The organism is Chitinophaga eiseniae, from assembly GCF_900167135.1.
In the GTDB taxonomy this organism is placed as follows: Bacteria; Bacteroidota; Bacteroidia; order Chitinophagales; family Chitinophagaceae; genus Chitinophaga; species Chitinophaga eiseniae.
Map to the genome: position 1 here is coordinate 1,922,070 of NZ_FUWZ01000002.1, position 24,474 is coordinate 1,946,543.

Annotated in this window: 20 protein-coding genes; 9 read left to right on the top strand and 11 right to left on the bottom strand. The window is 50.0% G+C overall.

Annotated features, from left to right (window positions below):
• Nucleotides 1–3: 3 nt before the first annotated feature.
• From B5D63_RS17650 to B5D63_RS35455, 5 genes are all read left to right on the top strand, one after another.
• Entirely contained in the window at nucleotides 4–1,365 is a 1,362-nt protein-coding gene (locus B5D63_RS17650) for a TolC family protein (protein ID WP_078670083.1), read from the top strand.
• Between the two features lie 37 nt (nucleotides 1,366–1,402).
• The gene (locus B5D63_RS17655) at nucleotides 1,403–2,512 is read left to right on the top strand and encodes an efflux RND transporter periplasmic adaptor subunit (protein ID WP_078670084.1); all 1,110 of its coding nucleotides are present in this window, start codon (nucleotides 1,403–1,405) and stop codon (nucleotides 2,510–2,512) included.
• Between the two features lie 30 nt (nucleotides 2,513–2,542).
• Entirely contained in the window at nucleotides 2,543–6,100 is a 3,558-nt protein-coding gene (locus tag B5D63_RS17660) for an efflux RND transporter permease subunit (protein ID WP_078670085.1), read from the top strand.
• 414 nt (nucleotides 6,101–6,514) lie between these two features.
• Nucleotides 6,515–7,783, top strand: coding sequence for a kynureninase (gene kynU / locus B5D63_RS17665; RefSeq protein ID WP_078670086.1), 1,269 nt, complete (start codon nucleotides 6,515–6,517; stop codon nucleotides 7,781–7,783).
• Nucleotides 7,784–7,792: 9 nt separating this feature from the next.
• Nucleotides 7,793–9,124 (top strand): 2'-5' RNA ligase family protein, encoded by a 1,332-nt coding sequence (locus tag B5D63_RS35455; protein ID WP_235021563.1) that lies wholly within the window; start codon nucleotides 7,793–7,795, stop codon nucleotides 9,122–9,124.
• A 243-nt stretch (nucleotides 9,125–9,367) separates the two neighbouring features.
• Here the strand turns inward: B5D63_RS35455 and B5D63_RS17685 are convergent, their stop codons facing one another.
• The 3 genes from B5D63_RS17685 to B5D63_RS17695 all read right to left on the bottom strand — a co-directional run bounded on the left by B5D63_RS17685 (nucleotide 9,368) and on the right by B5D63_RS17695 (nucleotide 11,549).
• Nucleotides 9,368–10,117 carry a head GIN domain-containing protein gene (locus tag B5D63_RS17685; protein ID WP_159456064.1) on the bottom strand — a complete coding sequence of 250 codons (750 nt, stop codon included), beginning with the start codon at nucleotides 10,115–10,117 and terminating at the stop codon, nucleotides 9,368–9,370.
• Nucleotides 10,118–10,263: 146 nt separating this feature from the next.
• Complete coding sequence (locus B5D63_RS17690; RefSeq protein ID WP_078670089.1) at nucleotides 10,264–10,581, bottom strand: peptidase associated/transthyretin-like domain-containing protein; 318 nt, start codon at nucleotides 10,579–10,581, stop codon at nucleotides 10,264–10,266.
• Nucleotides 10,582–10,808: 227 nt separating this feature from the next.
• The gene (locus tag B5D63_RS17695) at nucleotides 10,809–11,549 is read right to left on the bottom strand and encodes a Bax inhibitor-1/YccA family protein (RefSeq protein ID WP_200817014.1); all 741 of its coding nucleotides are present in this window, start codon (nucleotides 11,547–11,549) and stop codon (nucleotides 10,809–10,811) included.
• Nucleotides 11,550–11,850: 301 nt separating this feature from the next.
• On the opposite strand from B5D63_RS17695, the gene B5D63_RS17700 reads away from it, so the two are divergent.
• A complete protein-coding gene (locus B5D63_RS17700; protein WP_078670090.1) occupies nucleotides 11,851–13,698 on the top strand; it encodes a 2-oxoacid:acceptor oxidoreductase subunit alpha in 1,848 nt (615 codons plus the stop codon).
• Nucleotides 13,699–13,880: 182 nt separating this feature from the next.
• Nucleotides 13,881–14,471, top strand: coding sequence for a DUF6134 family protein (locus B5D63_RS17705; RefSeq protein ID WP_143312956.1), 591 nt, complete (start codon nucleotides 13,881–13,883; stop codon nucleotides 14,469–14,471).
• A 63-nt stretch (nucleotides 14,472–14,534) separates the two neighbouring features.
• On the opposite strand, the gene B5D63_RS17710 is transcribed toward B5D63_RS17705, so the two are convergent.
• The 7 genes from B5D63_RS17710 to gldA form a co-directional block, all read right to left on the bottom strand.
• Nucleotides 14,535–15,743, bottom strand: coding sequence for a nucleoside permease (locus B5D63_RS17710; RefSeq protein WP_078670092.1), 1,209 nt, complete (start codon nucleotides 15,741–15,743; stop codon nucleotides 14,535–14,537).
• 115 nt (nucleotides 15,744–15,858) lie between these two features.
• Entirely contained in the window at nucleotides 15,859–16,578 is a 720-nt protein-coding gene (locus tag B5D63_RS17715; protein ID WP_078670093.1) for a YqjF family protein, read from the bottom strand.
• A 35-nt stretch (nucleotides 16,579–16,613) separates the two neighbouring features.
• Entirely contained in the window at nucleotides 16,614–17,261 is a 648-nt protein-coding gene (nth, locus tag B5D63_RS17720) for an endonuclease III (RefSeq protein ID WP_078670094.1), read from the bottom strand.
• A gap of 89 nt (nucleotides 17,262–17,350) precedes the next feature.
• Nucleotides 17,351–17,563 (bottom strand): hypothetical protein, encoded by a 213-nt coding sequence (locus B5D63_RS17725; protein ID WP_078670095.1) that lies wholly within the window; start codon nucleotides 17,561–17,563, stop codon nucleotides 17,351–17,353.
• 110 nt (nucleotides 17,564–17,673) lie between these two features.
• A complete protein-coding gene (locus tag B5D63_RS17730; protein ID WP_078670096.1) occupies nucleotides 17,674–17,985 on the bottom strand; it encodes an FtsB family cell division protein in 312 nt (103 codons plus the stop codon).
• 111 nt (nucleotides 17,986–18,096) lie between these two features.
• A complete protein-coding gene (eno, locus tag B5D63_RS17735) occupies nucleotides 18,097–19,386 on the bottom strand; it encodes a phosphopyruvate hydratase (protein ID WP_078670097.1) in 1,290 nt (429 codons plus the stop codon).
• Between the two features lie 27 nt (nucleotides 19,387–19,413).
• Nucleotides 19,414–20,361, bottom strand: a complete 948-nt coding sequence (gene gldA, locus B5D63_RS17740; protein ID WP_078670098.1) for a gliding motility-associated ABC transporter ATP-binding subunit GldA — start codon at nucleotides 20,359–20,361, stop codon at nucleotides 19,414–19,416.
• Between the two features lie 84 nt (nucleotides 20,362–20,445).
• Between gldA and B5D63_RS17745 the strand changes: the two genes are divergently transcribed.
• Complete coding sequence (locus B5D63_RS17745; RefSeq protein WP_078670099.1) at nucleotides 20,446–22,140, top strand: peptidoglycan DD-metalloendopeptidase family protein; 1,695 nt, start codon at nucleotides 20,446–20,448, stop codon at nucleotides 22,138–22,140.
• A 24-nt stretch (nucleotides 22,141–22,164) separates the two neighbouring features.
• Nucleotides 22,165–22,638, top strand: coding sequence for a thioredoxin-dependent thiol peroxidase (bcp, locus tag B5D63_RS17750; protein ID WP_078670100.1), 474 nt, complete (start codon nucleotides 22,165–22,167; stop codon nucleotides 22,636–22,638).
• 150 nt (nucleotides 22,639–22,788) lie between these two features.
• On the opposite strand, the gene B5D63_RS17755 is transcribed toward bcp, so the two are convergent.
• Nucleotides 22,789–24,342: an SUMF1/EgtB/PvdO family nonheme iron enzyme gene (locus tag B5D63_RS17755; protein WP_078670101.1), complete on the bottom strand. Its 1,554-nt coding sequence runs from the start codon at nucleotides 24,340–24,342 to the stop codon at nucleotides 22,789–22,791.
• Between the last annotated feature and the right edge of the window lie 132 nt (nucleotides 24,343–24,474).

Genomic DNA, 24,474 nt, shown 5'->3' on the forward strand with positions numbered 1-24,474 from the left:
ACTATGCAACGTATCAGAAGGCTCACCGGCATGGCTTCCATGGTGGGACTGCTCGCGCTGGCCGTCAACGCCGGCGCCCAGACCATCTCCCAGGAGCCTGTCCGTCTGTCGGCCCGGGAAGCAGTGGACTATGCCCTGGCTAACCAGTCGGCGGTAAAAACAGCCAGACTCGATGAACTGATCCAGCTGGCCAAAAATAAAGAAGTCAGCGGCCTGGCCCTCCCCACCATCACCGGTACCGGTCAGTATCAGTACAACCCGATCGTCCAGAAACAAATGTTCAGCGTGGGCAATTTCATGCCGGGAGCGCCCAAAGATTCCTTTGCGGCAATCAGCTTCCAGCTCCCCCAAAACCTCATGGGCGAAGTAAGGCTTACACAGACCCTCTTCGACCCCAGCGTACTGGTAGCCCTCCAGGCACGTAAAACCCTGGAAGACCTGGTCTCAAAAAATGTGGCCAAATCACAGATAGACGTTAAAGCCAACGTCTATAAAGCCTATTATAATGTACTGTCAGCCCGTAAAGCACTGGCCATCCTGACCAACAACATCAATACACTGGAAAAACTGCTCAACGATACCAAAGAAATTAATAAAAACGGCCTCGTCGAAAAACTGGACGTAGACCGCCTCGTCGTACAGTACACCAACCTCCAGACAGAACAGACAAAACTCCGCAACCTCGTGGAAATAGGCGTGGCTGCACTCAAATACCAAATGGGCATGCCGCTGAAACAGCCGGTAGCACTCACCGATACCCTGTCCACCGAAAGGATCGCCGAAAGCATCCCCGATATGGACAAGTTCGACTACTCCCAACGCGTCGAATACCAGTTGCTCGAAACACAAAAGAAAGCCAACGAATACGACCTGAAAAGATATAAACTGAAAGGTCTGCCTTCCCTGCAGCTCTTCGTTGCTACCGGCGCACTCCGCGGCAGTGATAAATTCGACTACCTCAAAAGCCAGATGTGGTACGGCTACCTCAATACCGGCCTTAACCTCTCTGTGCCCATCTTTAGCGGACTGCAACGCAGAAGACAGGTAGACCAGGCCCTGCTGGCGGTAAAGAAAAGTGAAGTGGCCATCGAAAATGCCAAACTGGGCATCGATCTCGAAAGAGAACAATCCGCTTCCACCTTCCGCAACAACGTGCTCTCCCTGCAGGCGCAGGAAAAGAATATGCTGCTCGCAGAAGACGTACACAACACCACCCAGATCAAATACCGCGAAGGCGTGGGTTCCAGCCTGGAAATGACGACAGCCGAAAATGACCTGCTCACCGCCCAGAACAATTATTTCACCGCACTGTACAACGCCATCGTTGCCAGGATAGACCTGCTCAAAGCTTATGGCAAACTATAGTGCAAAACCTTTTCAATCACCTATCACTACTAGCTATATGAACAAAAAATATCTTTTCATGGTCCCGGTGCTCGCTGTCGTAATAGCTGCCTGCGGCGGCGGTGGCAACAAAGCAGAACAACTGGAAAAACTGAAAAAGGAGAGAGCGGCCCTCGATACCAAAATCGCCGATCTTGAGAAGGAAGTTGGCAAAAAAGATACAGTAGCCAGGATGAAAGATGTTACCGTGTCTGAAGTAAGAGACACCGTGTTCGAACATTATATCGACGTGCAGGGAAGCGTGGACGCCCGCGAAAACGTAAACGTGTCCGCCCGTACCATGGGTGTTATCACCGCTATCTACGTGAAAGAAGGCCAGCAGGTAAGCAAAGGCCAGACACTGGCACAGGTGGACGATCAGGTGCTGAAAGCCAATATGGCTGAACTGCGCACCCAGATGGACCTGGCCAACACCCTCTTCGAAAAACAGAAAAACCTCTGGTCACAAAAAATAGGTTCCGAAGTACAGTACCTCAACGCTAAAAACCAAAAGGAATCACTGGAAAGGAAAATGGCCACCCTGCAGGACCAGCTGGCCCAGACCCGCATCATCGCCCCCATCAGCGGCACCGTAGACGCGGTGATCGCTAAAGTAGGCGATAACGCAACGCCCGGTAATCCTACTTTCCGCGTGGTGAACGCCAACAACCTGAAAGTGACCGCCAACGTGGCGGAAGCGTATGCCGGCCTCCTGAAAACAGGCGACCGCGTTATCCTCTCTTTCCCGGATATCAACCGCGAGATCAAAACAAACATCTCCTTCGCTTCCAGGACCATCGATCCCCTCAGCCGTACCATCAAAATCGAAGTGCCGCTGAAACCCGATAACGCGCTGCGCCCTAACATGATCGCGCATATCAAAATAGTAGACTACTCCACCAGCAACGCTGTCGTAATTCCGGTAAACCTCATCCAGTACTCCTCCGGTAAACCCTTCGTGATGGTGGCTGCATCCAAAAACGGACAGCTGGCCTCCCTGCGCAGGACCGTCGAAGTGGGACGCACCTATAACGATAAGGCTGAAATCAAAGACGGCTTAAAAGCCGGTGATAAAATCATCACCACCGGTTATCAGGGCCTCAATGATAATGACCTGATCAAACTGTAATGCTGACCACTAACAGCCAAAACCAAGTTTATGCAAGACAATCTCCATAAAGAATTTAAACCCACCAGCTGGTCGATTGATAATAAGGTGAGCATCTACGTTGCCACCATTATCATTGCGCTGGCGGGTATATTTTCCTATATCAACCTGCCCAAGGAACAGTTCCCGGAAGTAGTGTTCCCACAGTTCTACATCAACACCATCTATGCCGGCACTTCCCCGGAAGATATGGAAACACTGGTGACAAAGCCCATTGAGAAACAGCTCAACGGCATCTCCGGCGTGAAGAAGATCAAAAGCACTTCCATGCAGGACTTCTCCGCCATCACCATCGAATTCAATGCCAACGAAGACATCGAAGCGGCCCGTCAGCAGGTAAGAGAGAAAGTGGACGACGCAAAAAAGGACCTGCCGAAAGATCTGACACAGGAACCGCAGATCGTAAAAATCGACGTGTCCCAGATCCCCATCATGAACGTGAACCTCTCCGGCGACTTCGACCTGCAGACGCTGAAACGTTATGCAGACGATATGAAAGACCGCATCGAGGCACTGAATGAAATTACCCGTGTAGACCTGGTAGGGGAGCTGGAAAGAGAAATACAGATCAACGTTGATAAATATAAAATGGATGCCGCCAGGATCGGTTTCGAAGATATCGTAGGCGCCATCCAGGGAGAAAACATCACCATCTCCGGCGGCCTGGTAACCATGGACGGCCAGAAACGTACCCTCAGCGTAAAAGGAGAGTACAAAGACCCGTCAAAGATCGGTAACATCATCGTCCGTGGCCAGTCCGGCGCCACCGTTTACCTGAAAGACATAGCAAACGTGGTGGACGGTTTCCTCGAACAGGAAAGCTACGCCCGCCTCGCCGGCAAAAACGTAATCACCCTCAACGTCATCAAACAAAGCGGTAAAAACCTGATCGACGCGTCTGACAAAATACAGGCGATCAAGGCAGACATGGAGGCCAACTACTTCCCGAAAGGACTGCATGTGACCATCACCGCCGATCAGTCCAAATCCACCCGCGTTACCCTGCATGACCTGATCAATACCATCATCATCGGCTTCATCCTGGTAACCGTTATCCTCATGTTCTTCATGGGCGCGGTGAACGCTATCTTCGTGGCGCTGTCGGTGCCTATCTCCATGTTCATCGCCTTCCTGCTCATGCCGGTATATGGGTTCACCCTCAATATGATGGTGCTGTTCTCCTTCCTGCTGGCACTGGGCATCGTTGTAGATGACGCCATCGTGGTGATTGAAAACGTACACCGTATTTTTAACGAACGAAAAGACCTGGGTATAGTAAGAGCCGCCAAGATAGCGGCGGGAGAGGTGTTTTTGCCGGTATTGTCAGGAACCCTGACGGTGTTGGCGCCTTTCGTACCGCTGTTATTCTGGCCCGGCGTTATTGGTAAGTTCATGTTCTACCTGCCGGTGACTTTGATCACTACCCTGGGCGCTTCGCTGGTGGTAGCGTATATCATCAACCCTGTGTTTGCGGTGGATTTTATGGACCGCCATGAAGGGGAAGATCATCCCAAACCTAAATTTGACCGTAAGTTCAAAATACTCACCGCTGTATTCGCTTTGATCGCCTTGCTGGGATATGCCAACGGCAGCGTAGGCGTAGGCAATTTTGTGATCTTCGCTTACGGGATGATCGCACTGGAACGCTTCTGGCTGGGCGGTGTGGCCCGTCACTTCCAGCACACTTTCTGGCCTAAAGTACAGGAACGTTATAAACATGTGCTGAAATGGTGCCTGGTGGGCTGGCGCCCCGTATGGATCCTGGTAGCGACTTTTGCGCTGTTGATCTTCAGTATCATCCTCACCGGTATCCGCAACCCGAAAGTGGTATTCTTCCCGCAGGCAGATCCGAACTTTATCTACACCTACATAGAGTTGCCCAATGGTACCGACCAGAAATACACCGACTCCATCACCCACATCGTGGAAGACCGCATTACGAAAGTAGTAGGGGCCAACAATCCTATCGTGGAGTCCATCATCTCCAATGTGGCCAAAGGCGCCGGCGATCCATCGCAGATGGACATGAGCACCCAGCCACAGAAAGGCAAGGTGACCGTAGCTTTTGTTGAATTCGGCGCCCGTAACGGACAGTCCACCGTACAATACCTCGACAAGATCCGTACGGCCGTAAAAGGCATCCCCGGTACTAATATCACCGTAGAACAGGAGCAGGGCGGTCCCCCCACCGGTAAACCGATCAACATTGAAATTTCCGGCGATAACTTTGACGAGCTGACCAGCTCTTCGTTCAGGCTTAAACGTTACCTCGATTCGCTGCGGGTGGACGGCGTGGAAGAACTGAAAAGCGACTTCGAGGCCAACAAGCCGGAGATCGTGGTGAACATTGACCGCGAAAGGGCCAACAACGAAGGCATTTCCACCCGCCAGATCGGTGGCGCCCTGCGTACCGCCTTGTTTGGCTTTGAAGCGTCTAAAATCAGGGACGCCAAAGATGAATACAAGATCATGGTAAGATTGCAGGAAAATCAGCGTAACAACATCAATAACCTGATGAACCTCAATCTGGTATACCGGGATATGAATATGGGCGGCGCCGTACGACAGGTACCATTGTCGGCAGTGGCAGACATTCATTATTCCAATACCTACGCCGGTATCAAACGTATTGACCAGAAACGGGTTATCACTTTGTATTCCAACGTGTTGACGGGCTTTAACGCCAACGAAGTAGTACAGCATATCCAGACAGCGCTGAATGATTTCAGTCACCCTAACTCCGTGACAATCAAGATGACGGGTGAGCAGGAAGACCAGCAGGAAACCATGAACTTCCTCCTGATGGCCATGCTGGGCGCATTCGGGTTGATCCTGATGATCATGGTGACCCAGTTCAACTCTATCGGAAGGCCGCTGGTGATCTTTATGGAGATCCTGTTCAGCATCATCGGGGTGTTCCTGGGCTTCTCCATCTTCAAAATGGATATTTCCATTGTAATGACCGGGGTGGGTATTATGGCGCTGGCCGGCATCGTGGTGCGGAACGGTATCGTACTGGTAGAGTTTACCGATTTGCTGGTAATGCAGAACATGCCGGTGTATGAAGCCGTAGTGGAAGCAGGTAAAACCCGTATGACGCCGGTGTTGCTGACCGCAATTGCCGCCATCCTGGGGCTGATCCCGCTGGCAGTAGGCTTTAACATTGACTTTGCCACCCTGTTCAGCGAATTCAAACCACATATATTCTTCGGTGGGGACAACGTGGCCTTCTGGGGCCCGCTGGCCTGGACAATGGTGTTTGGGTTGATTTTTGCGACCTTCCTGACCCTGATCCTGGTGCCGGTAATGTATGCCATGAACAAACGTTCCATTGATGTGCTGGACCGCTATAAAATGTCCAGGACACTGAAATATGTGCCTTTCCTGGTGCTGATATTAAAAATATTTATGAAGAAAGACGAGGTGAAGAAGCTGCATGATCCGAAGTATATGTCACCGAAGCCTTATAATTTCTTCCCGGCCCCTGAAAAGGAACAGCAGGAGGAGATTCACCGGAAAAGCGCCAAGGCAGGGATTTCGGTGAATTAATAACATGATAATTACATCTTTTTAGTAATACAGTGTAACAGTTGTAGGTTAACAGTCTCCGTCCTGATTCTTCAGGACGGATTTTTTTTGTATATTGTGGATGAAACCATATTTTTATTGTTGTTAACAAATTTTAACAAACAGGATGGTGGGCAATTCGATAGCTATTGTTACATTTGACCCTCAGAGCGTTCACGTTACTAGCTATATACAGCCTTAGCCTTATATGCCATATGATTATCGGACGTTAATTTTTGACAGAAGACGGTCTGTTTTAAACAGTTATACAGGTTTGCCTGTTTTATTGGATGTAGAATCATACAGAATTTAGATTTTAGCGAAGGAAAGATACCGGTATCAGCAGGCGATACCCTCAGCCATTAAAAAGAAGGATTGGCTAAAGATTGGAAGACCATGGAGTACGTAGCAACCTTAGCATTTGCTAAAGAGCAGGACCGGCAGGATCCATTAAATAAATTCAGGGAGCAGTTTTATTTCCCCCAAAGAAAAGGAAAGGACGCAATTTATTTATGTGGCAATTCACTCGGATTACAGCCTAAAAATGTAAAATCAGCGATAGAACAGGAATTGGCAGATTGGCAGCAGTGTGCAGTGGAAGGATACTGGGCAGCCAAGAATCCCTGGCTCTATTACCAGCAGTATTGCAGTCAGCCGCTGACCGGAATGATGGGAGCGAGCCGGCAGGAGCTAACGGTGATGAATACACTCACTGTTAACCTCCATCTGATGATGCTGAGTTTTTACCGGCCAACCAAACAGCGGTTTAAAGTGTTAATGGAGGCGGGAGCTTTTCCAAGCGACCAATACGCAGTGGAAACGCAGGTCAGGTTTCACGGTTTTGACCCGGAAACGGCCATTATTGAGGTTTCCCCCAGGGCTGGAGAACAATTAATAAGATTAGAAGATATTTTAGATATTATTAACAAGGAAAGTGATAGCTTAGCATTAGTTTTATTCGGAGGGATTAATTATTACACCGGACAATATTTTGATATACCCGCTATTACGGCCGCTGCTCATAAGGCAGGTGCTTATGCCGGTTTCGATCTGGCGCACGTAGCAGGAAATATTCCGGTGTCTTTGCACAATTGGGACGTAGATTTTGCCGTTTGGTGTTCGTATAAATACCTGAATGGTGGTCCCGGCGCAGTAGGAGGCGCCTTTGTGCATGAAAAACATGCCAGCGACCGCGGATTTCTCCGCCTGGGTGGCTGGTGGGGCAACGAAGAGAGTGCACGTTTTAAAATGGAAAAAGGGTTTGTGCCTAAGAAAGAAGCCGAAGGATGGCAACAAAGTACCGCTCAGGTCTTTAACATGGTAAGCCTGAAAGCATCCCTCGAACTATTTGAAGCAGCCGGTATCGGCGCTTTGAGAGAAAAAAGCCAGGGACTGACCAATTACCTGGAGTTTTTGCTGCAGCAGTTGAAAGGCATTAATTTTGAAATTATTACACCTAAAAATTGTAATGAACGTGGCGCACAACTATCTTTGCTGTTCCTGGAAAAAGGAAAAGAGATACATCAGCAAATGACAGATGCCGGTATAATCGTTGACTGGAGGGAACCCGGAGTCATCAGGGTTTCGCCGGCGCCGATGTATAACTCTTATCAAGATGTGTTTCATTTTTATGAAATCATAGCTAATATTGCTTCAAACGCTTAATTAAGTAAGATGAATTTTGAGAGAAACGAACGCCCCCGCAGGCCCTACTCTTCTGATACCAACAAAGAGAATGATCCCAACAAGGAGAGAGGTGACTACAGACCCAACTTAAACAATGAGCGGGAGGGTGGAAAACCCGACTACAACGGTGGAGACGGAGAACGTCGTCCACGTACTGATTACAATCGCGAGGGTGGGTATCGCCCCCGTACTGAGTACAACCGCGATGGCGGTTACAATCGTGAAGGTGGCTACGATCGTGGCGGCGGCGGATATGACCGCGGCGGCGGTGGTGGTTATGATCGCGGCGGTGGCGGCTATGATCGTGGTGGTGGATACAACCGCGACGGCGGTGGCGGAGGCTATAACCGCGAAGGCGGTGGTGGCGGCTACGATCGTGGCGGTGGTGGTTACGACCGCGGTGGCGGTGGTGGTGGCTATAACCGCGAAGGCGGTGGTGGTTACGATCGCGGCGGCGGTGGTGGCGGCTACAACCGCGGTGGCGGTGGTGGTTACGACCGTGGCGGCGGTGGCGGAGGCTACAACCGCGGTGGCGGTGGTGGTTACGACCGTGGCGGCGGTGGCGGAGGCTACAACCGCGGTGGCGGTGGTGGTTACGACCGTGGCGGCGGTGGCGGAGGCTACAACCGCGGTGGCGGTGGTGGTTACGATCGCGGCGGCGGTGGCGGAGGCTATAACCGCGGTGGCGGTGGTGGCGGCTACAATCGCGGCGGCGGCGGCAGACCAAGACCCGGTGGCCAGAACAGACGCTTCGAACCCAAACCAGATAATAAAATTTACTTTATCGCACTGCTGCCCACTGCAGAAGTAGGTAAGGAAATCATCAAAATAAAACAGGAATTTGCTGAACAATACGGGCCAATGTACGCATTGAAAGTATTGCCGCACATCACCCTGCAGGTACCCTTTACAGCCGATCCGGCACTGGAAAAAGCCTTCTGCGATGAACTGACGGAATTCGCTAAAACACAGGCTCCCTTCGAAGTGTCCCTGAAAAACTTCGGTACCTTCCCGAACAAACAGAACCGCGTCCTGTTCATCAACGTGGAAAAAAGCGAAACCATGGCTACCATGCATCGCCAGCTGATCAACTTCCTGCGTAAGGAATTCGGATTCAGTACCATGCTGGCACGTACCGGCTTTACACCGCACGTAACCGTAGCGTTTAAAGACCTGGACGACGAACAGTTCAACAAGGCCTGGCCCGAATACGAAAACAAGGAATACGAGGCTACTTTCAAAGTAAACAACCTCTACTTCCTGCGTCATAACGGCAAATCCTGGGAAGTACTGCAGAAATGCAAACTGGGTGGCGCATAATCATTTAGAAATTTAGAAATTTAGTTATTTCGATATTTAGCCATTTGGGTTTTCCAAATGGCTAATTTTTTTTTGGGAATGCCTATACTCCCATCACTATAACGCCACTGCTCCCTAAACCCAATAACCAAATACCAAAATATCAAAATTCCTAAATGAAAAAGGGCCTCCGCTACAGCTGCAGAGACCCTTCCAGTGTATATACTGTGAATTACCACAGTCTAACAGTGCAGGTTATACGAATCAGATCTTTTTTACCTTACCTGATCCTTTAATGTCCGTTTGTACTTTCTGCGGATTACCGGTATAAGTTACGTCGCCACTGCCGTAAATGCCTACAGAAAGCTGGTCCCGTACGCGTATGGTGTGGTCGCCGGAACCCTTGATGGTAATATCGGCCCGCTGTGTGTCGAGGTCAAGCGCTGCCACCTGACCACTGCCGTTTATGGCGCTGTTGAGGGAAATGGCCTTGCCTTTAAGATCGAGGTTGCCCGAACCGTTGATCCGGGTATGCAGTTCCTGCACAGTGAGCGCCAGCGTAGCATTGGCGCTGCCATCAATCTGGTAGGAAAAAGTATTGCCTTGTAAGGTGTCCTTATTATCCAGGCTGCCGGAGCCGGCGAAGTTAATACGCTGGTAGTTGCGGCTATGCACATACACCTGTATAGGCATATGACGCCACAACCTCACCCGGTTCCGCAGGCGGATGAACAGGGTATTATTGCTGGTATTGGTCTCTACAGCGCCAATAACATTATCTTCCGCCCTGATCTCTACAGCGGCGGTACTGTCCTGCACCAGGTGAACTTCAAAAGGACCGGATATTTCCACTTCTGAAAAAGGAGCGGTGTTGCGGGTTTCCGCTACGATATGGCCTGATCCGGCAATCTGGTCCCGGGCGCAGCCGCTCAGGATCAGGGTAAAGATCGCCAGCATCAGCAATAACCAGCTCACACTGAGACTGGTGTAAGTTATGATAGCTTGTTTCTTCATAAAAGTCATTTTTAGGGGGCTATGCAAAAATGACGGCTGAAGAAACAATTACCCCTACGGACGTACCCAAAAAAAATAAGCCGGCCGTACAGACGTACGGAACCGGCTTTTGATTAACCCCTATGAAAACCAACTATTGCTCTTGATTAATTTGTCAGTTTAATTTCTCCCAAATCAGTCGCCTTTCCATCTTCTACTTTCACATCTGCGATGGTGGCAGGTTTAAAAGGCGCCTTGGCACCTACGATCACCGTATAGGTTCCTGATTTGGCATTCTGAAAGCTAAAAGCACCGTCGTTGACAGGTGATTTTAACGTGTCTGTTCCAGTGATAGCCAGTGCTTCAGTAGCGGCATCTGCAGGTGTTACTTTACCTGTGACGGAGCCACCTTCTATTCCTTTGAAAGCAAAGGTTCCAAACGCTACTGCTGCCAATGCCAACATGGTTACTTTCAATTTTTTCATAGCACACGATTTAACAGTTAAACAATAAAGATTCTATGGTTAAAGTAAAGGTGTCAGCATATTGCTATCAATTTTTTGATGTAAAGAACTGATGGTAGTTTTGCAAACACGGTGCCATAAAACCGCAGGTATATCCCCTTTAACAATTCTTTTGGAAGACATTAACAAAACAAAAAAAGTCTCCCGGTTTGCCGGGAGACTTTTAACTATAAAGAAAAAACGATCGTTTATCTTCTGTTTAATTTGCTCAGCAAACGCAGGATTTCAAGGTACAACCATACCAGCGTCACCAGCAGACCGAAAGATGCATACCATTCGAAGTACTTGGGTGCGCCCATGGCCGCGCCCTGCTCAATCATGTCGAAGTCCAGTATCAGGTTCAGCGCAGCAATAGCCACCACGATAACGGAGAATACAATACCGAAAGTACCGCTGCTGTGGATCAATGGCATTTCAATATGGAATAAACGCAGCACCATGGCAATCAGGTAAAAGATACCGATACCCAGGGTAGCCGTCATCACGATAGATTTAAAACGTTCGGTAGCACGGATAACGCCCGTGCGGTACAGTACCAGCATAGCGATGAAGGTGCCGAAAGTGAGGCCTACCGCCTGCAGCACAATACCCTGCCACTGCGCGTTAAACATCGCGGAGATGCCGCCGAGGAAAAGACCTTCCGCCAGCGCATAAGCAGGGGCCAGATAACCGGACCATTCTTTCTTGAAAATAATAACCAGTGCCAGTATAAAGCCGCCAATGGCACCGCCGATCACCAGCGGAAAGACATTGGAGCTGCCTTTTACAAATTGACCATAGGAGAAAACAGCTGCTGCCATCAGCATGATCAGCAGGAAAGACATTTTGTTAACAGTACCACGGATGCTCATGGTAGCGCCATCAGAATGAGCAGCCTTGTCAAAAATACTTTCTTTGAGTACAGGGTTGTTCGATTGAAACAGTGCCATAAAATATAGTTTAAAATTATTAACGGAATAAAAGTACGATTTGATTTGACATCCAGCTCCCGTTGCCACTGAATTTGTATTAAAATTAGCAATTATTAGTCAATAACCTGTAGTTATCACCCATAACAAGAAGTAATGTGAAAGCCCTTTTCTGACAGTAATAGTCTACTGGATTTGTGTACTTTTGTAGGTAAATAGACATGATTTTGCGCAGGTTTGGCCATAACATCCGCCGATTGCCTAAATTTACACCTGTTTTATACAGAATACCTTATACTAAGATACCTTAAAAGAATAATAGATGTCTAATACTTCGATTCAACAACTGGATGATGTAGTGATAAAATTTGCAGGCGATAGTGGAGACGGGATGCAGTTGACAGGTACCCAGTTCTCCAATAATACCGCGCTGATCGGCAATGACCTGAGCACATTTCCGGACTTTCCTGCCGAAATACGGGCCCCGCAGGGGACCCTGGCGGGTGTGAGCGGTTTTCAGCTTCATTTTTCTTCCAACAGAATATTTACCCCGGGCGATGCCTGCGACGTGCTGGTAGCCATGAACGCCGCCGCCCTGAAAGCCAACCTGAAAGGACTTAAAAAAGGCGGTATCATCATCGCCAATACGGACGGTTTCGATGCCAAAAACCTCCGGCTGGCCAACTATCCCGAAGGCGTTAATCCGCTGGAAGACGGCTCCCTGGCCAATTACCAGCTCCACGTCATGGACGTTACCAAAATGACCCGCGAAGCCCTGAAAGAGACTTCACTGGGCATGAAAGAGAAAGACCGCGCCAAAAACATGTTTGTGCTGGGCTTCCTCTACTGGCTGTACGACCGTAATATGGAAAGTACAGAAGCTTTCCTGCAGGAAAAATTCGGCAAAAAACAGGAGATCCTGGACAGTAACCTGAAAGTGCTGCGCGCCGGTTACAATTTCGCCGATACCGTAGAAGCCTTCACCACCCGTTACCGCGTGGAAAAAGCCCGCATGGAGCCGGGCACCTACCGCAGCATTACCGGTAACACCGCCCTGGCTTACGGCCTGGTAGCGGCCTCCCAAAAAGCCAATCTGCCGATATTCCTGGGTACCTATCCCATCACACCGGCTTCTGATATCCTGCATGAGCTGAGCCGCTTCAAAAATTTCGGTATCCGTACCTTCCAGGCGGAAGACGAAATTGCTGGTATCACTTCCGCCATCGGAGCCTCCTACGGCGGCCACATGGGAATTACCACCACCTCCGGCCCGGGCATGGCCCTGAAAGGCGAAGCCATGGGACTGGCCGTGATGCTGGAAATACCGCTGCTGATCGTAGATATTCAGCGTGGCGGCCCTTCTACCGGCCTGCCTACGAAAACGGAACAATCAGACCTGTTACAGGCTTATTACGGCCGTAACGGCGAATGTCCCATGCCGATCATCTCCGCTTCTACGCCGGCCGACTGCTTCGACGCCATCTTTGAAGCCTTCCGCATCAGCGTACAGCACATGACACCGGTCATCTTCCTCAGTGACGGCTACATCGCCAACGGCGCCGAGCCATGGCGCTTCCCGAAAAGCGCTGACCTGCCGGCCATCGAAGTGAAATTCAAAAAACAACTCGAAGAAGGAGAAGAACATTTCCTGCCCTACCACCGCGATGAAAACCTGGTACGCCCCTGGGCCGTACCCGGCACTCCCGGCCTGGAACACCGCATCGGCGGCCTCGAAAAACAAAATATCACCGGCAACGTTAGCTACGATCCTGAAAACCACCAGCTGATGGTGAAAATCCGCCAGGAAAAAGTAGATAAGATCGCAGACCATATCCCCCCGCAGAAAATTGAAGTCGGCCCGGAAAAAGGTAAAGTGCTGGTACTCGGCTGGGGCTCCACCTTCGGCGCCATTAAAAGCGCCGTGCTGGACCTGCTGGCAGAAGGCCACCAGGTTGCCCACGCCCATATCCGCCATATGCGCCCGTTCCCGAAAAATCTGGATGAAATCCTCCACAGCTACGATAAAGTACTGATACCGGAAATCAACAATGGTCAGCTGATCAAAATTATCCGCGATCAATACCTGATCGATGCACAAGGGTATCATAAAATCATGGGCGTTCCTATCACCAAGGGAGAGCTCATTACCCGCATTAAGGAAATGTTATAAGATAATAGACGCTAATGCGTTGGATAGGCCAGGGGCGCAATGGAGACCATCTCCGCTGCGCCCCTGCTGTATTAAGAGTTGAGACAGGCGCCAAACTTCAGGGATTTTTTGTATTTTCAACAAGGGGACTATTACAGCTACCTCCCCGCTGATGTTTAATTTTTAGTTTAAGCCTCCTATTTATGAAATGCCTTTTTCGTGTATTGTTATGCGTTGCAACGGTAGCTGTATCCTGCCCCCCGGCACATGCCCAAACGACCACTTTTGAAGTACGGATCGCCAATCATGCAGTGGGCACTATCGAAGCACAACGTAAAGTAACCGGATCTGCCAAGAGTATCACGATTAAAACCCGTATCCAGACACTACTGGCAAAGGTCAACAGCGACATCCTCAACGAGTACGATAACAACGTGCTCACCCTGGCCAGGTCCACCCGCGTGGCAGGGAAAAAAGGAGAAGACAAGGAAACAACGACGCGCCGTAACGGAAACGACTACACGGTACTGCTGAACGGCGCCCGCTCTGTGATCGACAACACAGAAATAGCACATTGTGTTGCTGATCTTTACTTTTCAGAACCCAAGCAGGTGTCCCGTATCTTTTCGGAAGCGCTGGGCAAATTCCTGCCCCTCCGCGCGCTGGGAAGCGGCCAGTATGAACTGGGACTGCCGGAAGGGAAAAAAAACATCTATAAATATACCAACGGCGTATTAACGGAGGTAGAGGTTAACCACACTTTGGGGAGAGCACTGTTTGTTAAAACCATCTGAAAAAAAAATGCAGCGAAGCATAGCCCCGCTGCATCGTAAGTTCAAAAATTATAAGCTGAAAAATCAGGCGGTTTTTTGCGTTGTTTTGTCCTGGAAGAGCAGCATGAACAGCACCAGCACAGCAGCGGCGATACCGGCAGGAATCAGCCAGATACCTTGCCAGTTGTGGCCGGAAGCGGTTTTGTAAGACTCTACGATAGGACCGGAGATCAGGAAGCCGATCAGCATGCCTACGCCATAGGTGGCGAGGGTAACGAAGCCCTGCGCAGAGCTTTTGAATTCTTCCCCCGCCAGTTTATCGGTGTAAATCTGACCGGTAACGAAGAAGAAGTCATAGCAGATACCATGCAACACGATACCCACGATCAGCATCCAGTAGTTGGAATCCACATTGCCGTAGGCAAACAGCACGTAACGCAGTACCCAGGCCAGCATACCTAGCGCCAGCATCTTTTTCACGCCCAGGCGGACGAAGAAGAGCGGCATCACCAGCATGAAGAAAAATTCTGACATCTGCCCGAGGGACTGTTTACCCGCGGCGGCAGTCATCCCAATCTCGTTGAGGAATGGGTTGGTGAAGTTGTAATAAAACGCCAGGGGAATGCAGATAGCGATGGAAGCCAGGAAAAAGAGCAGGTAGGAGCGGTTTTTCAGCATCCGGATGGCATCCAGGCCGAGGATTTCTTTTACAGAGATCTCTGTGCCTTTTTTGGCCGGTGGCGTCTTTGGCAGCGTGAAGCTGAAGAGGCCCAACAGCAGGGATGCGCCGGCAGCCATCTTAAACGTGAGGCCCAGCGTGTTGGATTTTTCCCAGTTGAGCCAGCCGATCAGCAGTCCGGCGATGATCCAGCCGAAGGTGCCGAACACGCGGATGGTGGAGAACTCCTTGCTGGGATCGCTCATCTGCCGGAAGGAGATGGAGTTTACCAGCGCCAGCGTTGGCATGTACAGGATCATGTACACCAGCAGTACAGGGTAGAAGCTGTCGAAGCTGGTCATGCCGGAGCAGGTCCATAAAAGCGCTGCCCCGATCAGGTGAATGGCGCCGAGGATCACCTGGGCAGAAATAAAACGGTCCGCAATAATACCCACGATGAAAGGTGCGATGACAGCCCCGATCGATTGGGTGAGGAAAGCAACGCTCACCTGGTTGGCATTGGTGTCCTGCAGATTTTTTAATACGAACGTACCTAATGTCACAAACCATGCTCCCCAGATAAAGAACTCGAGGAACATCATGAAGGACAATTGTACTCTTACGGCTGATTTCATAACGTTTTTTTAGCTTTTTAAATGCATCTGAATGAACTGCTTAAGATAGCAAATTATTGTAAATCGTCTGGGAAATTTATGATGGAAGAAAAAAACGTAATGGGTTTCCGGCGGTTCAGGACCGCAGTTTACGGCCATGCATCACCGCGATGGGAGAGCCATTGGCCAGCAGGGCCGACAACGGCGCCTGTTCGAGTACCGGGCCGAAGGCCGGGCCATACAGGCGGGAGGCATGGCACCGGTAATCGTAGTCAATCACCGGGTGGAGGTCCCACCTGGGGTGGGCCACTTCATATTCACCGGTGGTACGATGGTCCAGCCGGGTGTAGCCCCAGTAATGCTCTGTGATAAAAGCGGCTTCGCTGCCCTCTTCCAGCGGCCGGGGCTTCGCTGCGGCGGTAGCCTTGAGGTAGTTCATCTGGCCGGCCACTTCCCATTCGTATTGCACATGAAGGGTGTCGGCATCCGGTTGCCCCCATTGGTGACGCATCCGGTGGGTGGCGTAGTTTTCTTTGTAGAGGGTATTGGCTACCAGCGTGATCAGTGGTTTGGGCACCAGTTCCCGGATAAATACCACCCCCCGTTTCCACTGGCCCTGGTCTTTATAGCGGACATAAAAACGAAGGTTCACTTCCTCAAAGGTGCGATGGCCGGGGAAGCCGATACCTTTGACTTTCGTGTCCTGGAAAAGGAAGCCAACGAGGCTGACGTAATGGATGTTGTTAAAGGTGTCCGGTTCGGTGTGTGCCGGGAGATATGGCCGCAGCGTGTTGGCATCTGCGGCAAAATTGAGCATCAGCAGATTCCGCCAGCTGGCAGTCAGGAATGGGCGCATACGGAAGATTTAGGTATACTGAATATACGTAATTGTTACTGAGCCTTTGTGATTTGTTGATAGTATTTACACGCCGGCCGCAGGCCACATTCACCGCATTTGGGATTCCTGGCGATGCAGATATAGCGGCCGTGCAGGATCAGCCAGTGATGGGCGATATACACCTTTTCCTTCGGGATATATTTCAGCAGCTGCAGCTCGGTTTGTAACGGTGTTTTAGCATTGGTGGTAAGGCCGATACGGGCGGATACCCTGAATACGTGCGTATCTACGGCCATATTGGGTTGCTGGTGCACCACAGAGGTGATCACGTTGGCGGTTTTACGCCCTACGCCGGGTAATTTTATCAACTCCGGTACCGTAGCCGGTATTTCGCCGTTGAAATCGTCTATGACCATCTGCGCCATCCCGATGAGGTGTTTGGTCTTATTGTTAGGATAACTGATACTGCGGATCAGGGGAAACAGCTCCTCAAAGGTGGCGTGGCTGAGCGCTTCCACATCCGGGTAACGTTCAAAGATGGCAGGAGTGGTCAGGTTCACCCGTTTGTCGGTACATTGGGCGGAGAGGATAACGGCTACCAGCAGCTGGTAAGGATTGTCATAAATCAGTTCGGTTTCGGCATTGGGTGCATGTTGCTCGAAATAGCTGATAACGAATGCAAAACGCTCTTTTTTGGTCATGCCGTAAAAATAGGAAAAATGAGTCGATAACCGCACGTGGAACTTGCAGTACAATCGACAGGCAGTAAAGTCAGTACAAGTGTGCCGGATTATGGTTTTTCCGGCTTACTGGCAGCGTAATCAAAGATTAACCGGAGCGTGGCGGCCCTGGGAGAAAAACGAACAGTGTCAAGGACGGCTTTCGTGTCCTCGAAACAAGCCTGCTCTTCCCGGGTCAATGATGCTTCCTGTTGTGAACGTTTGAGATCGCTATCAGTAACAAGACACAGGTGGGAGAGGGTAGATAGTGTAAAATTACTCATGCAATATAGATTTGATAAGAGAATTGTATCCTACTTTATAACGATAGAAAGGTGCAATGTATTGTTAATTTAAGATAAATTTTTATGATCCGCAGGGAGATGGGAACCAATTACTGCTGGGGAGCGGGGCTGATAATGAACAGGTCTTCATTATCTTTTTTCATATAGTATTTCTCTCGGGCGAATTTCTCCAGTTTCTCCGGGCTGGACAGCAGCTCCTGTTGTTCTTCCCGGGTTTGTCTGATCTCTTTGATGAAAAATTCCTTCTGGTCTTCCAGTTTATTCACTTCTGACTGGAACTGATATTGGTACATGAGGTTGGTCTTGTCCAGGAAGGCGATCCATATCACGAAAGCAAGGGCTGTAATAAAGAACTTGTTCTTTATGTAGCGCGGCAGTTTTATGGATTTCAGAAAAGACATAATGCAATTTAGGGATTTTTTGATTTACGATTTTGAAATTTAACTGAAGCAGATCGTCGCAGCATTTTAAATTCCAAAATCGTAAATCAAAAAATCCCTGAATATTAGATTTTATTTTTTTACGCTGATGGCGTTGGTAGGATAGATCGCTACTTCACCCAGTTCTTCCTCGATACGGAGCAGTTGGTTGTATTTGGCCATACGGTCGGTGCGGGAAGCAGAACCGGTTTTGATCTGGCCGCAGTTCAGCGCTACTGCGAGGTCAGCGATGGTAGTATCTTCTGTTTCACCGGAGCGGTGGCTCATGATAGAGGTGTAACCTGCTTTGTGGGCCATGTTCACTGCATCGATGGTTTCAGTGACAGTACCGATCTGGTTTACTTTGATCAGGATGCTGTTGCCGATGTGTTTATCGATACCCTCTTTCAGGCGTTTTACGTTGGTTACGAACAGGTCATCACCTACCAGCTGTACGCGGCTGCCTACAGATTCGGTCAGTTTTTTCCAGCCTTCCCAGTCGTCTTCTGCCATACCGTCTTCGATGGAAACGATGGGGTATTTGGCACACCATTCTGTCCAGTAAGCCACCATTTCGTCGCTGGTGATTTCTTTCTGGGAACTCTTATAGAACTTGTATTTTTTGGTTTCTTCGTTGTACATCTCGCTGCTGGCGGCATCCAGGGCAATAGCGATCTGTTCGCCCGGGGTATAACCGGCTGCTTTGATGGCTTCCAGTACAGTTTCGATAGCTTCTTCGTTGCTCTGGATTTCAGGAGCGAAACCGCCTTCGTCGCCTACGTTGGTGCTGTAGCCTTTGCCTTTCAGTACGGATTTCAGCTTATGGAACACTTCCACGCCCCAGCGGAGACCTTCGGAGAAAGTGGCAGCGCCGATCGGAACGATCATAAACTCCTGGAAATCAATTTTATTGTCCGCGTGCGCACCACCGTTGATGATGTTCATCAGGGGAATAGGCAGGGTGAATGCGTTTACGCCGCCCAGGTAGCGGTACAGCGGCTGGTTGCATTCTTCAGCGGCAGCTTTGGCTACGGCCATGCTCACCGCCAGGGTAGCGTTAGCGCCCAGTTTCGCTTTATTGGGGGTTCCGTCCAGGGAAATCAGCAATTTGTCAATACCTGCCTGGTCAGTAACTTCCCAGCCGATCAGTTCTTCTGCGATGATTTCGTTTACGTTTTTAATAGCTTGCAGTACGCCTTTCCCGCCATAAACGCTCTTGTCGTTGTCACGCAGTTCTACGGCTTCGTGTTTACCGGTAGAAGCGCCGGAAGGAACGGCAGCACGGCCGAAATGACCGTCTTCGGTGGTTACGTCTACCTCAATTGTAGGATTACCGCGGCTGTCGAGGATCTGCCTGGCATGGATTGCTGAAATGGTACTCATAATTCGAAAGTTATAAATTGTTAGCTATTAGCGGTTAGCAGCGGGCATTTCACCCATCGGGTCCACACGCTTTGTTATTTCCCGGAAAATAGATTCCAGGCTTTGTGAATTGCTCTGCAAAGAAAGGATGTTCCGGTTATTAATCAAAGCAAATTGTAACAGGTTTTTTCGCACAGCATCTACCTCGCTGGTATACAGCTGCCAGGTGTTGTTTTCCAGGGCAGCCACCCGGGAAATACCGGGTATCTGCAACAGTTCGGCTTCGGTGGCAGGCTCTCCGAAGGCCACCTGCAGGTAGCCGCCGGTGGCGTTTTGCTGCTGGAGGTTGGCCAGCTGGTCGTCCGCCACTATTTTCCCTTTGTTGATGATGATCACCCGCCCGCAGAGCGCTTCTACTTCCTGCATAATGTGAGTGGACAGGATCACGGTCTTGTCGGTCCCCAGGTTTTTGATCAGCTGCCGGATATCGGCCAGCTGGTTAGGGTCCAGCCCGGTCGTAGGCTCATCCAGGATCAGCACTTCAGGATCGTGCAGCAGGGCCTGTGCCAGCCCCACCCGCTGTTTGTAGCCGTTGGACAACGCCCCGATCTTCTTGCGGCTCTCCGGCGATAAGCCGGTCATGTCAATCACCCGGCGGATACGCTCAGCACCGGTTTTACCCAGCTGATGCACGCCGGCGACAAACTCCAGGAACTCCTTTACATACATATCATAGTACAAAGGGTTGGATTCCGGAAGGTATCCTACTCGTTTGCGTACTTCGGGCGACTGGCGCACGATGTCATATCCGCACACGCTGGCACTGCCACTGGTAGGAGGCAGGAAACCGGTGATCATTTTCATCGTGGTGGACTTCCCCGCCCCGTTAGGGCCCAGGAAACCGGTGATTTCCCCCTTCTTCAGTTCGAAGGAAATAGCGTCCACTGCCCGTTGTTCGCCATAGACCTTGCTCAGTTGTGATACCAGGATAGACATGTAGGATATACTTGTTTTGCGGCATCTAATGTACGGAAGAAATTACGTCTGTCAATTCCTATTTTTTTTCTACCATTGCATATTATGAAGAGAGTCATTGGCTTATTTTGCTTACTACCGCATTTATTACAGGCACAATCCGTTCCCGAAAAGAATTATCCAAAAGGCTATTTCAGGAATCCTCTTGAAATTCCCATAGAACTGGCGGGTAACTTCGGTGAACTCCGACCCAACCACTTTCACTCCGGCATGGACATTAAAACCCGGCAACGTGAAAACATGGCGGTACATGCCGCGGCAGATGGTTATGTAAGCCGTATCGGTGTATCGCATACCGGCTTTGGCAACGTGTTGTACATCACCCACCCGAATGGTTATACGACAGTATATGCGCACCTGAACGCCTTCTTCCCGGCTTTACAGGCTTATGTGAAAAAACAGCAATACGCCAATGAAAGCTGGTCCAGCGACCTGTCTATCCCGGCAGATATGTTCCCGGTAAAAAAAGGCGACTTTGTAGCCTGGAGCGGCAATACCGGCGGCTCCGCCGGCCCGCACCTGCACTTCGAAATCAGAAATACTCAAACGGAAAAACCGCTGAACCCACTGCTGTTCGGCTTTAATATCGCGGATACCCGCCCACCGGACGTTTATCGTATAGCCATTTACGATAGAGACAGAAGTATCTACGAACAACAACCGGTAATACTGCCGGTGAAAAAGGTGGGAGATCACTACACCACCACCCAGCCGGTGGTGAAAGTACGGGCGCACAAAGCCGGACTGGGCATCAACGCCATCGACCGGATGAACAACGTGCCCAATACCTACGGTATCTACGAAGTGTTCATGTACAACAACGACGTACCGGATATCGACTTTCAGCTGGATGACATCGGGTACGACGAGACACGTTATCTGAACGCACATATCGACTACAAAGTGAAAAAAGGCAACGGGCCTTATCTCCAGTTGCTGTTTTCCGTACCGGGCAATGAACTGGGCATCTACCACGATCTGAAAGGAGATGGTACCATCAACCTGTCAGACGGCCAGGTACATGAAGTGAAACTGCTGGTGAAAGACGCCTACGGCAATACTTCCACCGTGAAGCTCCACCTGCAGCAAAGCGGAGACGAAGCACCGGAGAAAACCTGCGCCAACCCCATGTATCCCGACTCCCGTAATATTTTTGAAAATAACCAGGTGGAATTTTATGTAGATGAAAGAGCGCTGTACGATCAGATCTGCTTCAACTACCAGGAAGTAGCGGCTACTTCCCCTAAATGCTATTCCAATATCTACCGGCTGCATACGCCGCTGGTGCCGGTACACGATTTCTTCGATGTACGGCTGAAGCCCACCAAAACAGTTCCGGAGTACCTGCAGCCCAAAGTGGTGATGGTGCGGGAAGGACTGGGCAGCAGTAATACTTCCGCTACTGTAAAGGAAGATGGCTGGTATAAAGGTACTTTCCGCGATTTTGGCAACTTCCACCTTGAAATAGATACGGTAGCGCCCAAAGTAACGCCGGTAGCGGTAAAGCCCGGCGCCAACCTGTCCAGGGCCACCAAACTTTCTTTCGTGATGAGCGATGCCAGTGGTATCAAAGATTTCCGCGGAGAGCTGGATGGCCAGTGGCTGATGTTTTCCCGCAAAGGCAACGTGCTCACCTACACGTTTGATGAGCATTGCCCGCCAGGCAATCATACCCTCGTGATGAAAGTGACTGACGTTGCCGGCAATGAAGGCAGCTACCACCTGTCCTTCAAACGTTGATTTTTAAAGTAAAAAAAACACGATATGGTAAACTTAAAGGAAGGCGACAAAGCGCCGGTATTCAAAGGCAAAGACCAGCACGGAAAGACCGTATCACTGACGGACCTGAAAGGCAAGCGTGTGGTGCTTTACTTTTATCCGAAAGACATGACGCCCGGTTGCACCGCTCAGGCCTGCAACCTGCGCGATAACTACAGCGCACTGACGAAGAAAGGATATGAGGTGATCGGTGTCAGCACCGACAGCGAACAAAGTCATCTGAAGTTCATCGAAAAATATGAACTGCCTTTTACCCTGCTGGCGGATGATGATCATCAGATCGTGAACCAGTACGGTGTTTGGGGAGAAAAACAGATGATGGGCCGGAAATATGATGGTATTCACAGGACCACTTTCCTGATCAATGAGAAAGGAGTGATTGATCACATCATCAAAAAACCGGACACCAAAAACCACACGGAGGAGATCCTGGAACTCTGGTCTCGCAAAGAAGCTTAAGTAAGCAAAGAGCGCAAAGGATCAAATAGTATAAACAAGCAAAGAAAACAAAAGGGGCGATGATCAATTTGATCATCGCCCCTTTTGTTTTCTTATTTAAAACTTAAAAAAATCTTTGCGCTCTTTGCTCCTTAGCGAGCTTTGCGAGAACTACCGCTTCTGTCTTTGTTTCTTGAACAGGTTACCAGTCTTGAACTTGTTACCTTCAGGGCTGCCCACACGGTCCATAGCGCAACGGAAGCCTACGGTGTTGGTGGCCATATTTTCCTGCATGTAACGGCGGGTACCGGGGGAGAGCCAGTAAGCGCGGTCATTCCAGCTACCGCCTTTCACCACGTGTGATTTGTCGTTGATCAGGGTAGTGATGCCATAACCATATTCCACCTGGGAGAGGGAGTCGCCATCGAGGTAGTTGATAACGTCACCTTTCTGGTAGTTGAGACGGTTAGCACTTTCTTCGTCGGTAACGTCACGCATTTTCAGGTGGCCCAGGCTGTCTTTTTCGAACTCTTTGTTTTCGTTCTGGTAAACAGTCTGGAATTTGTTACCACGGAAGTAGTTGAAGTCCTCTCCATCGATCGGGTTGAGTGGTCTGTAAACGTCCAGTACCCATTCAGACACGTTACCGGACATATTATAGATGCCAAAAGTATTGGGGTAGAAGGAGCGGGTAGGGCCAGGGATGGACGCACGGTCGTTCAGACCACCGGCCACACCCATGTTATCACCGGAACCACGCTTGAAGTTGGCCAGGAACTGACCCTGCATGGTGCCGCGGCGGATATCACGCAGACCGCTGGTGTTGGTGCCCCAGGAATATACCTGTTTGTTCATGATCAGCTCTTCCCCGTGTTTGCCTTCTTTTTTGGAAGGGCCGGGGTTCTGGCCGATGTAACCCAGTGCCGCGTATTCCCATTCTGCTTCTGTGGGCAGGCGGTAGTTCGGCAGCATAACACCATCTTCAAACTGGGCGGTACGCGGGGTACCGTCCGGGTTTTTGAACTGGTCTTTGGTGGATTTGGACATTTTGCCCGGAGTACCTTCGTACAGGCCGGCGCTGTAGGCTTTGGTATCAAATGTATTGTCGTCTGACTGGTTGGTGACGTCTGCTTTGGAAAGCAGGCCCTTGTCCATCAGCATCTTTTCGTTGACACGGTTGGAACGCCATTTACAGTAGTCGGTCGCCTGTTTCCAGGTAACGCCTACCACCGGATAGTCGTTATAGGCAGGGTGGCGGAAGTAATATTCCACCAGCGGCTCGTTATAAGCCAGTTCACTACGCCATACCAGGGTGTCTGGCAGCGCGTTGCGGTACACGTCCGGGAAAGACTCTCCATAAACACGGGCGAGCCAGAACAGGTATTCACGATAGTGTACGTTGGCTACTTCTGATTCATCGATGTAAAAAGAGGAAACTGTAATACGACGTGGAATGTTGTTCCAGTCGCCCATTACATCCTGCTCAGTGGCACCCATGGCAAAAGTACCGCCCTGTACAAACACAAGGCCCGGTCCGGTTTGCTGGTTTTTATTCTTGGCTACACTGAAACCACCCATTTTCTGGTCGTTATAGTTCCAGCCGGTAGCAGAGGAAACTTCTTTCTTTTTGCCGAAAAGTCCTCCACCGTCCTTCTTGTTACAGGCAGTCATGGATAGCATTACGCCGGTACCTACGAGCAATGATAAAGAGGTTAATCTACGCATGCGATACAGCTTTAGTCGATTATATTTACAGTAAACGCAAATGTAATCTTTTTTATTTTATGGCGAAAAAAATTAATTTGTAATTTACCCTCATCCGACCAATCTCCGGTAACAGCCAAGGACAGGACAGCA

What these genes read in the sequence shown, in the direction of transcription:
- B5D63_RS17650 (WP_078670083.1), top strand. Translation starts at nt 4, where the DNA reads ATGCAACGTATCAGAAGGCTCACCGGCATGGCTTCCATGGTGGGACTG.
- B5D63_RS17655 (WP_078670084.1), top strand. Translation starts at nt 1,403, where the DNA reads ATGAACAAAAAATATCTTTTCATGGTCCCGGTGCTCGCTGTCGTAATA.
- B5D63_RS17660 (WP_078670085.1), top strand. Translation starts at nt 2,543, where the DNA reads ATGCAAGACAATCTCCATAAAGAATTTAAACCCACCAGCTGGTCGATT.
- kynU (WP_078670086.1), top strand. Translation starts at nt 6,515, where the DNA reads ATGGAGTACGTAGCAACCTTAGCATTTGCTAAAGAGCAGGACCGGCAG.
- B5D63_RS35455 (WP_235021563.1), top strand. Translation starts at nt 7,793, where the DNA reads ATGAATTTTGAGAGAAACGAACGCCCCCGCAGGCCCTACTCTTCTGAT.
- B5D63_RS17685 (WP_159456064.1), bottom strand. Translation starts at nt 10,117, where the DNA reads ATGAAGAAACAAGCTATCATAACTTACACCAGTCTCAGTGTGAGCTGG.
- B5D63_RS17690 (WP_078670089.1), bottom strand. Translation starts at nt 10,581, where the DNA reads ATGAAAAAATTGAAAGTAACCATGTTGGCATTGGCAGCAGTAGCGTTT.
- B5D63_RS17695 (WP_200817014.1), bottom strand. Translation starts at nt 11,549, where the DNA reads ATGGCACTGTTTCAATCGAACAACCCTGTACTCAAAGAAAGTATTTTT.
- B5D63_RS17700 (WP_078670090.1), top strand. Translation starts at nt 11,851, where the DNA reads ATGTCTAATACTTCGATTCAACAACTGGATGATGTAGTGATAAAATTT.
- B5D63_RS17705 (WP_143312956.1), top strand. Translation starts at nt 13,881, where the DNA reads ATGAAATGCCTTTTTCGTGTATTGTTATGCGTTGCAACGGTAGCTGTA.
- B5D63_RS17710 (WP_078670092.1), bottom strand. Translation starts at nt 15,743, where the DNA reads ATGAAATCAGCCGTAAGAGTACAATTGTCCTTCATGATGTTCCTCGAG.
- B5D63_RS17715 (WP_078670093.1), bottom strand. Translation starts at nt 16,578, where the DNA reads ATGCGCCCATTCCTGACTGCCAGCTGGCGGAATCTGCTGATGCTCAAT.
- nth (WP_078670094.1), bottom strand. Translation starts at nt 17,261, where the DNA reads ATGACCAAAAAAGAGCGTTTTGCATTCGTTATCAGCTATTTCGAGCAA.
- B5D63_RS17725 (WP_078670095.1), bottom strand. Translation starts at nt 17,563, where the DNA reads ATGAGTAATTTTACACTATCTACCCTCTCCCACCTGTGTCTTGTTACT.
- B5D63_RS17730 (WP_078670096.1), bottom strand. Translation starts at nt 17,985, where the DNA reads ATGTCTTTTCTGAAATCCATAAAACTGCCGCGCTACATAAAGAACAAG.
- eno (WP_078670097.1), bottom strand. Translation starts at nt 19,386, where the DNA reads ATGAGTACCATTTCAGCAATCCATGCCAGGCAGATCCTCGACAGCCGC.
- gldA (WP_078670098.1), bottom strand. Translation starts at nt 20,361, where the DNA reads ATGTCTATCCTGGTATCACAACTGAGCAAGGTCTATGGCGAACAACGG.
- B5D63_RS17745 (WP_078670099.1), top strand. Translation starts at nt 20,446, where the DNA reads ATGAAGAGAGTCATTGGCTTATTTTGCTTACTACCGCATTTATTACAG.
- bcp (WP_078670100.1), top strand. Translation starts at nt 22,165, where the DNA reads ATGGTAAACTTAAAGGAAGGCGACAAAGCGCCGGTATTCAAAGGCAAA.
- B5D63_RS17755 (WP_078670101.1), bottom strand. Translation starts at nt 24,342, where the DNA reads ATGCGTAGATTAACCTCTTTATCATTGCTCGTAGGTACCGGCGTAATG.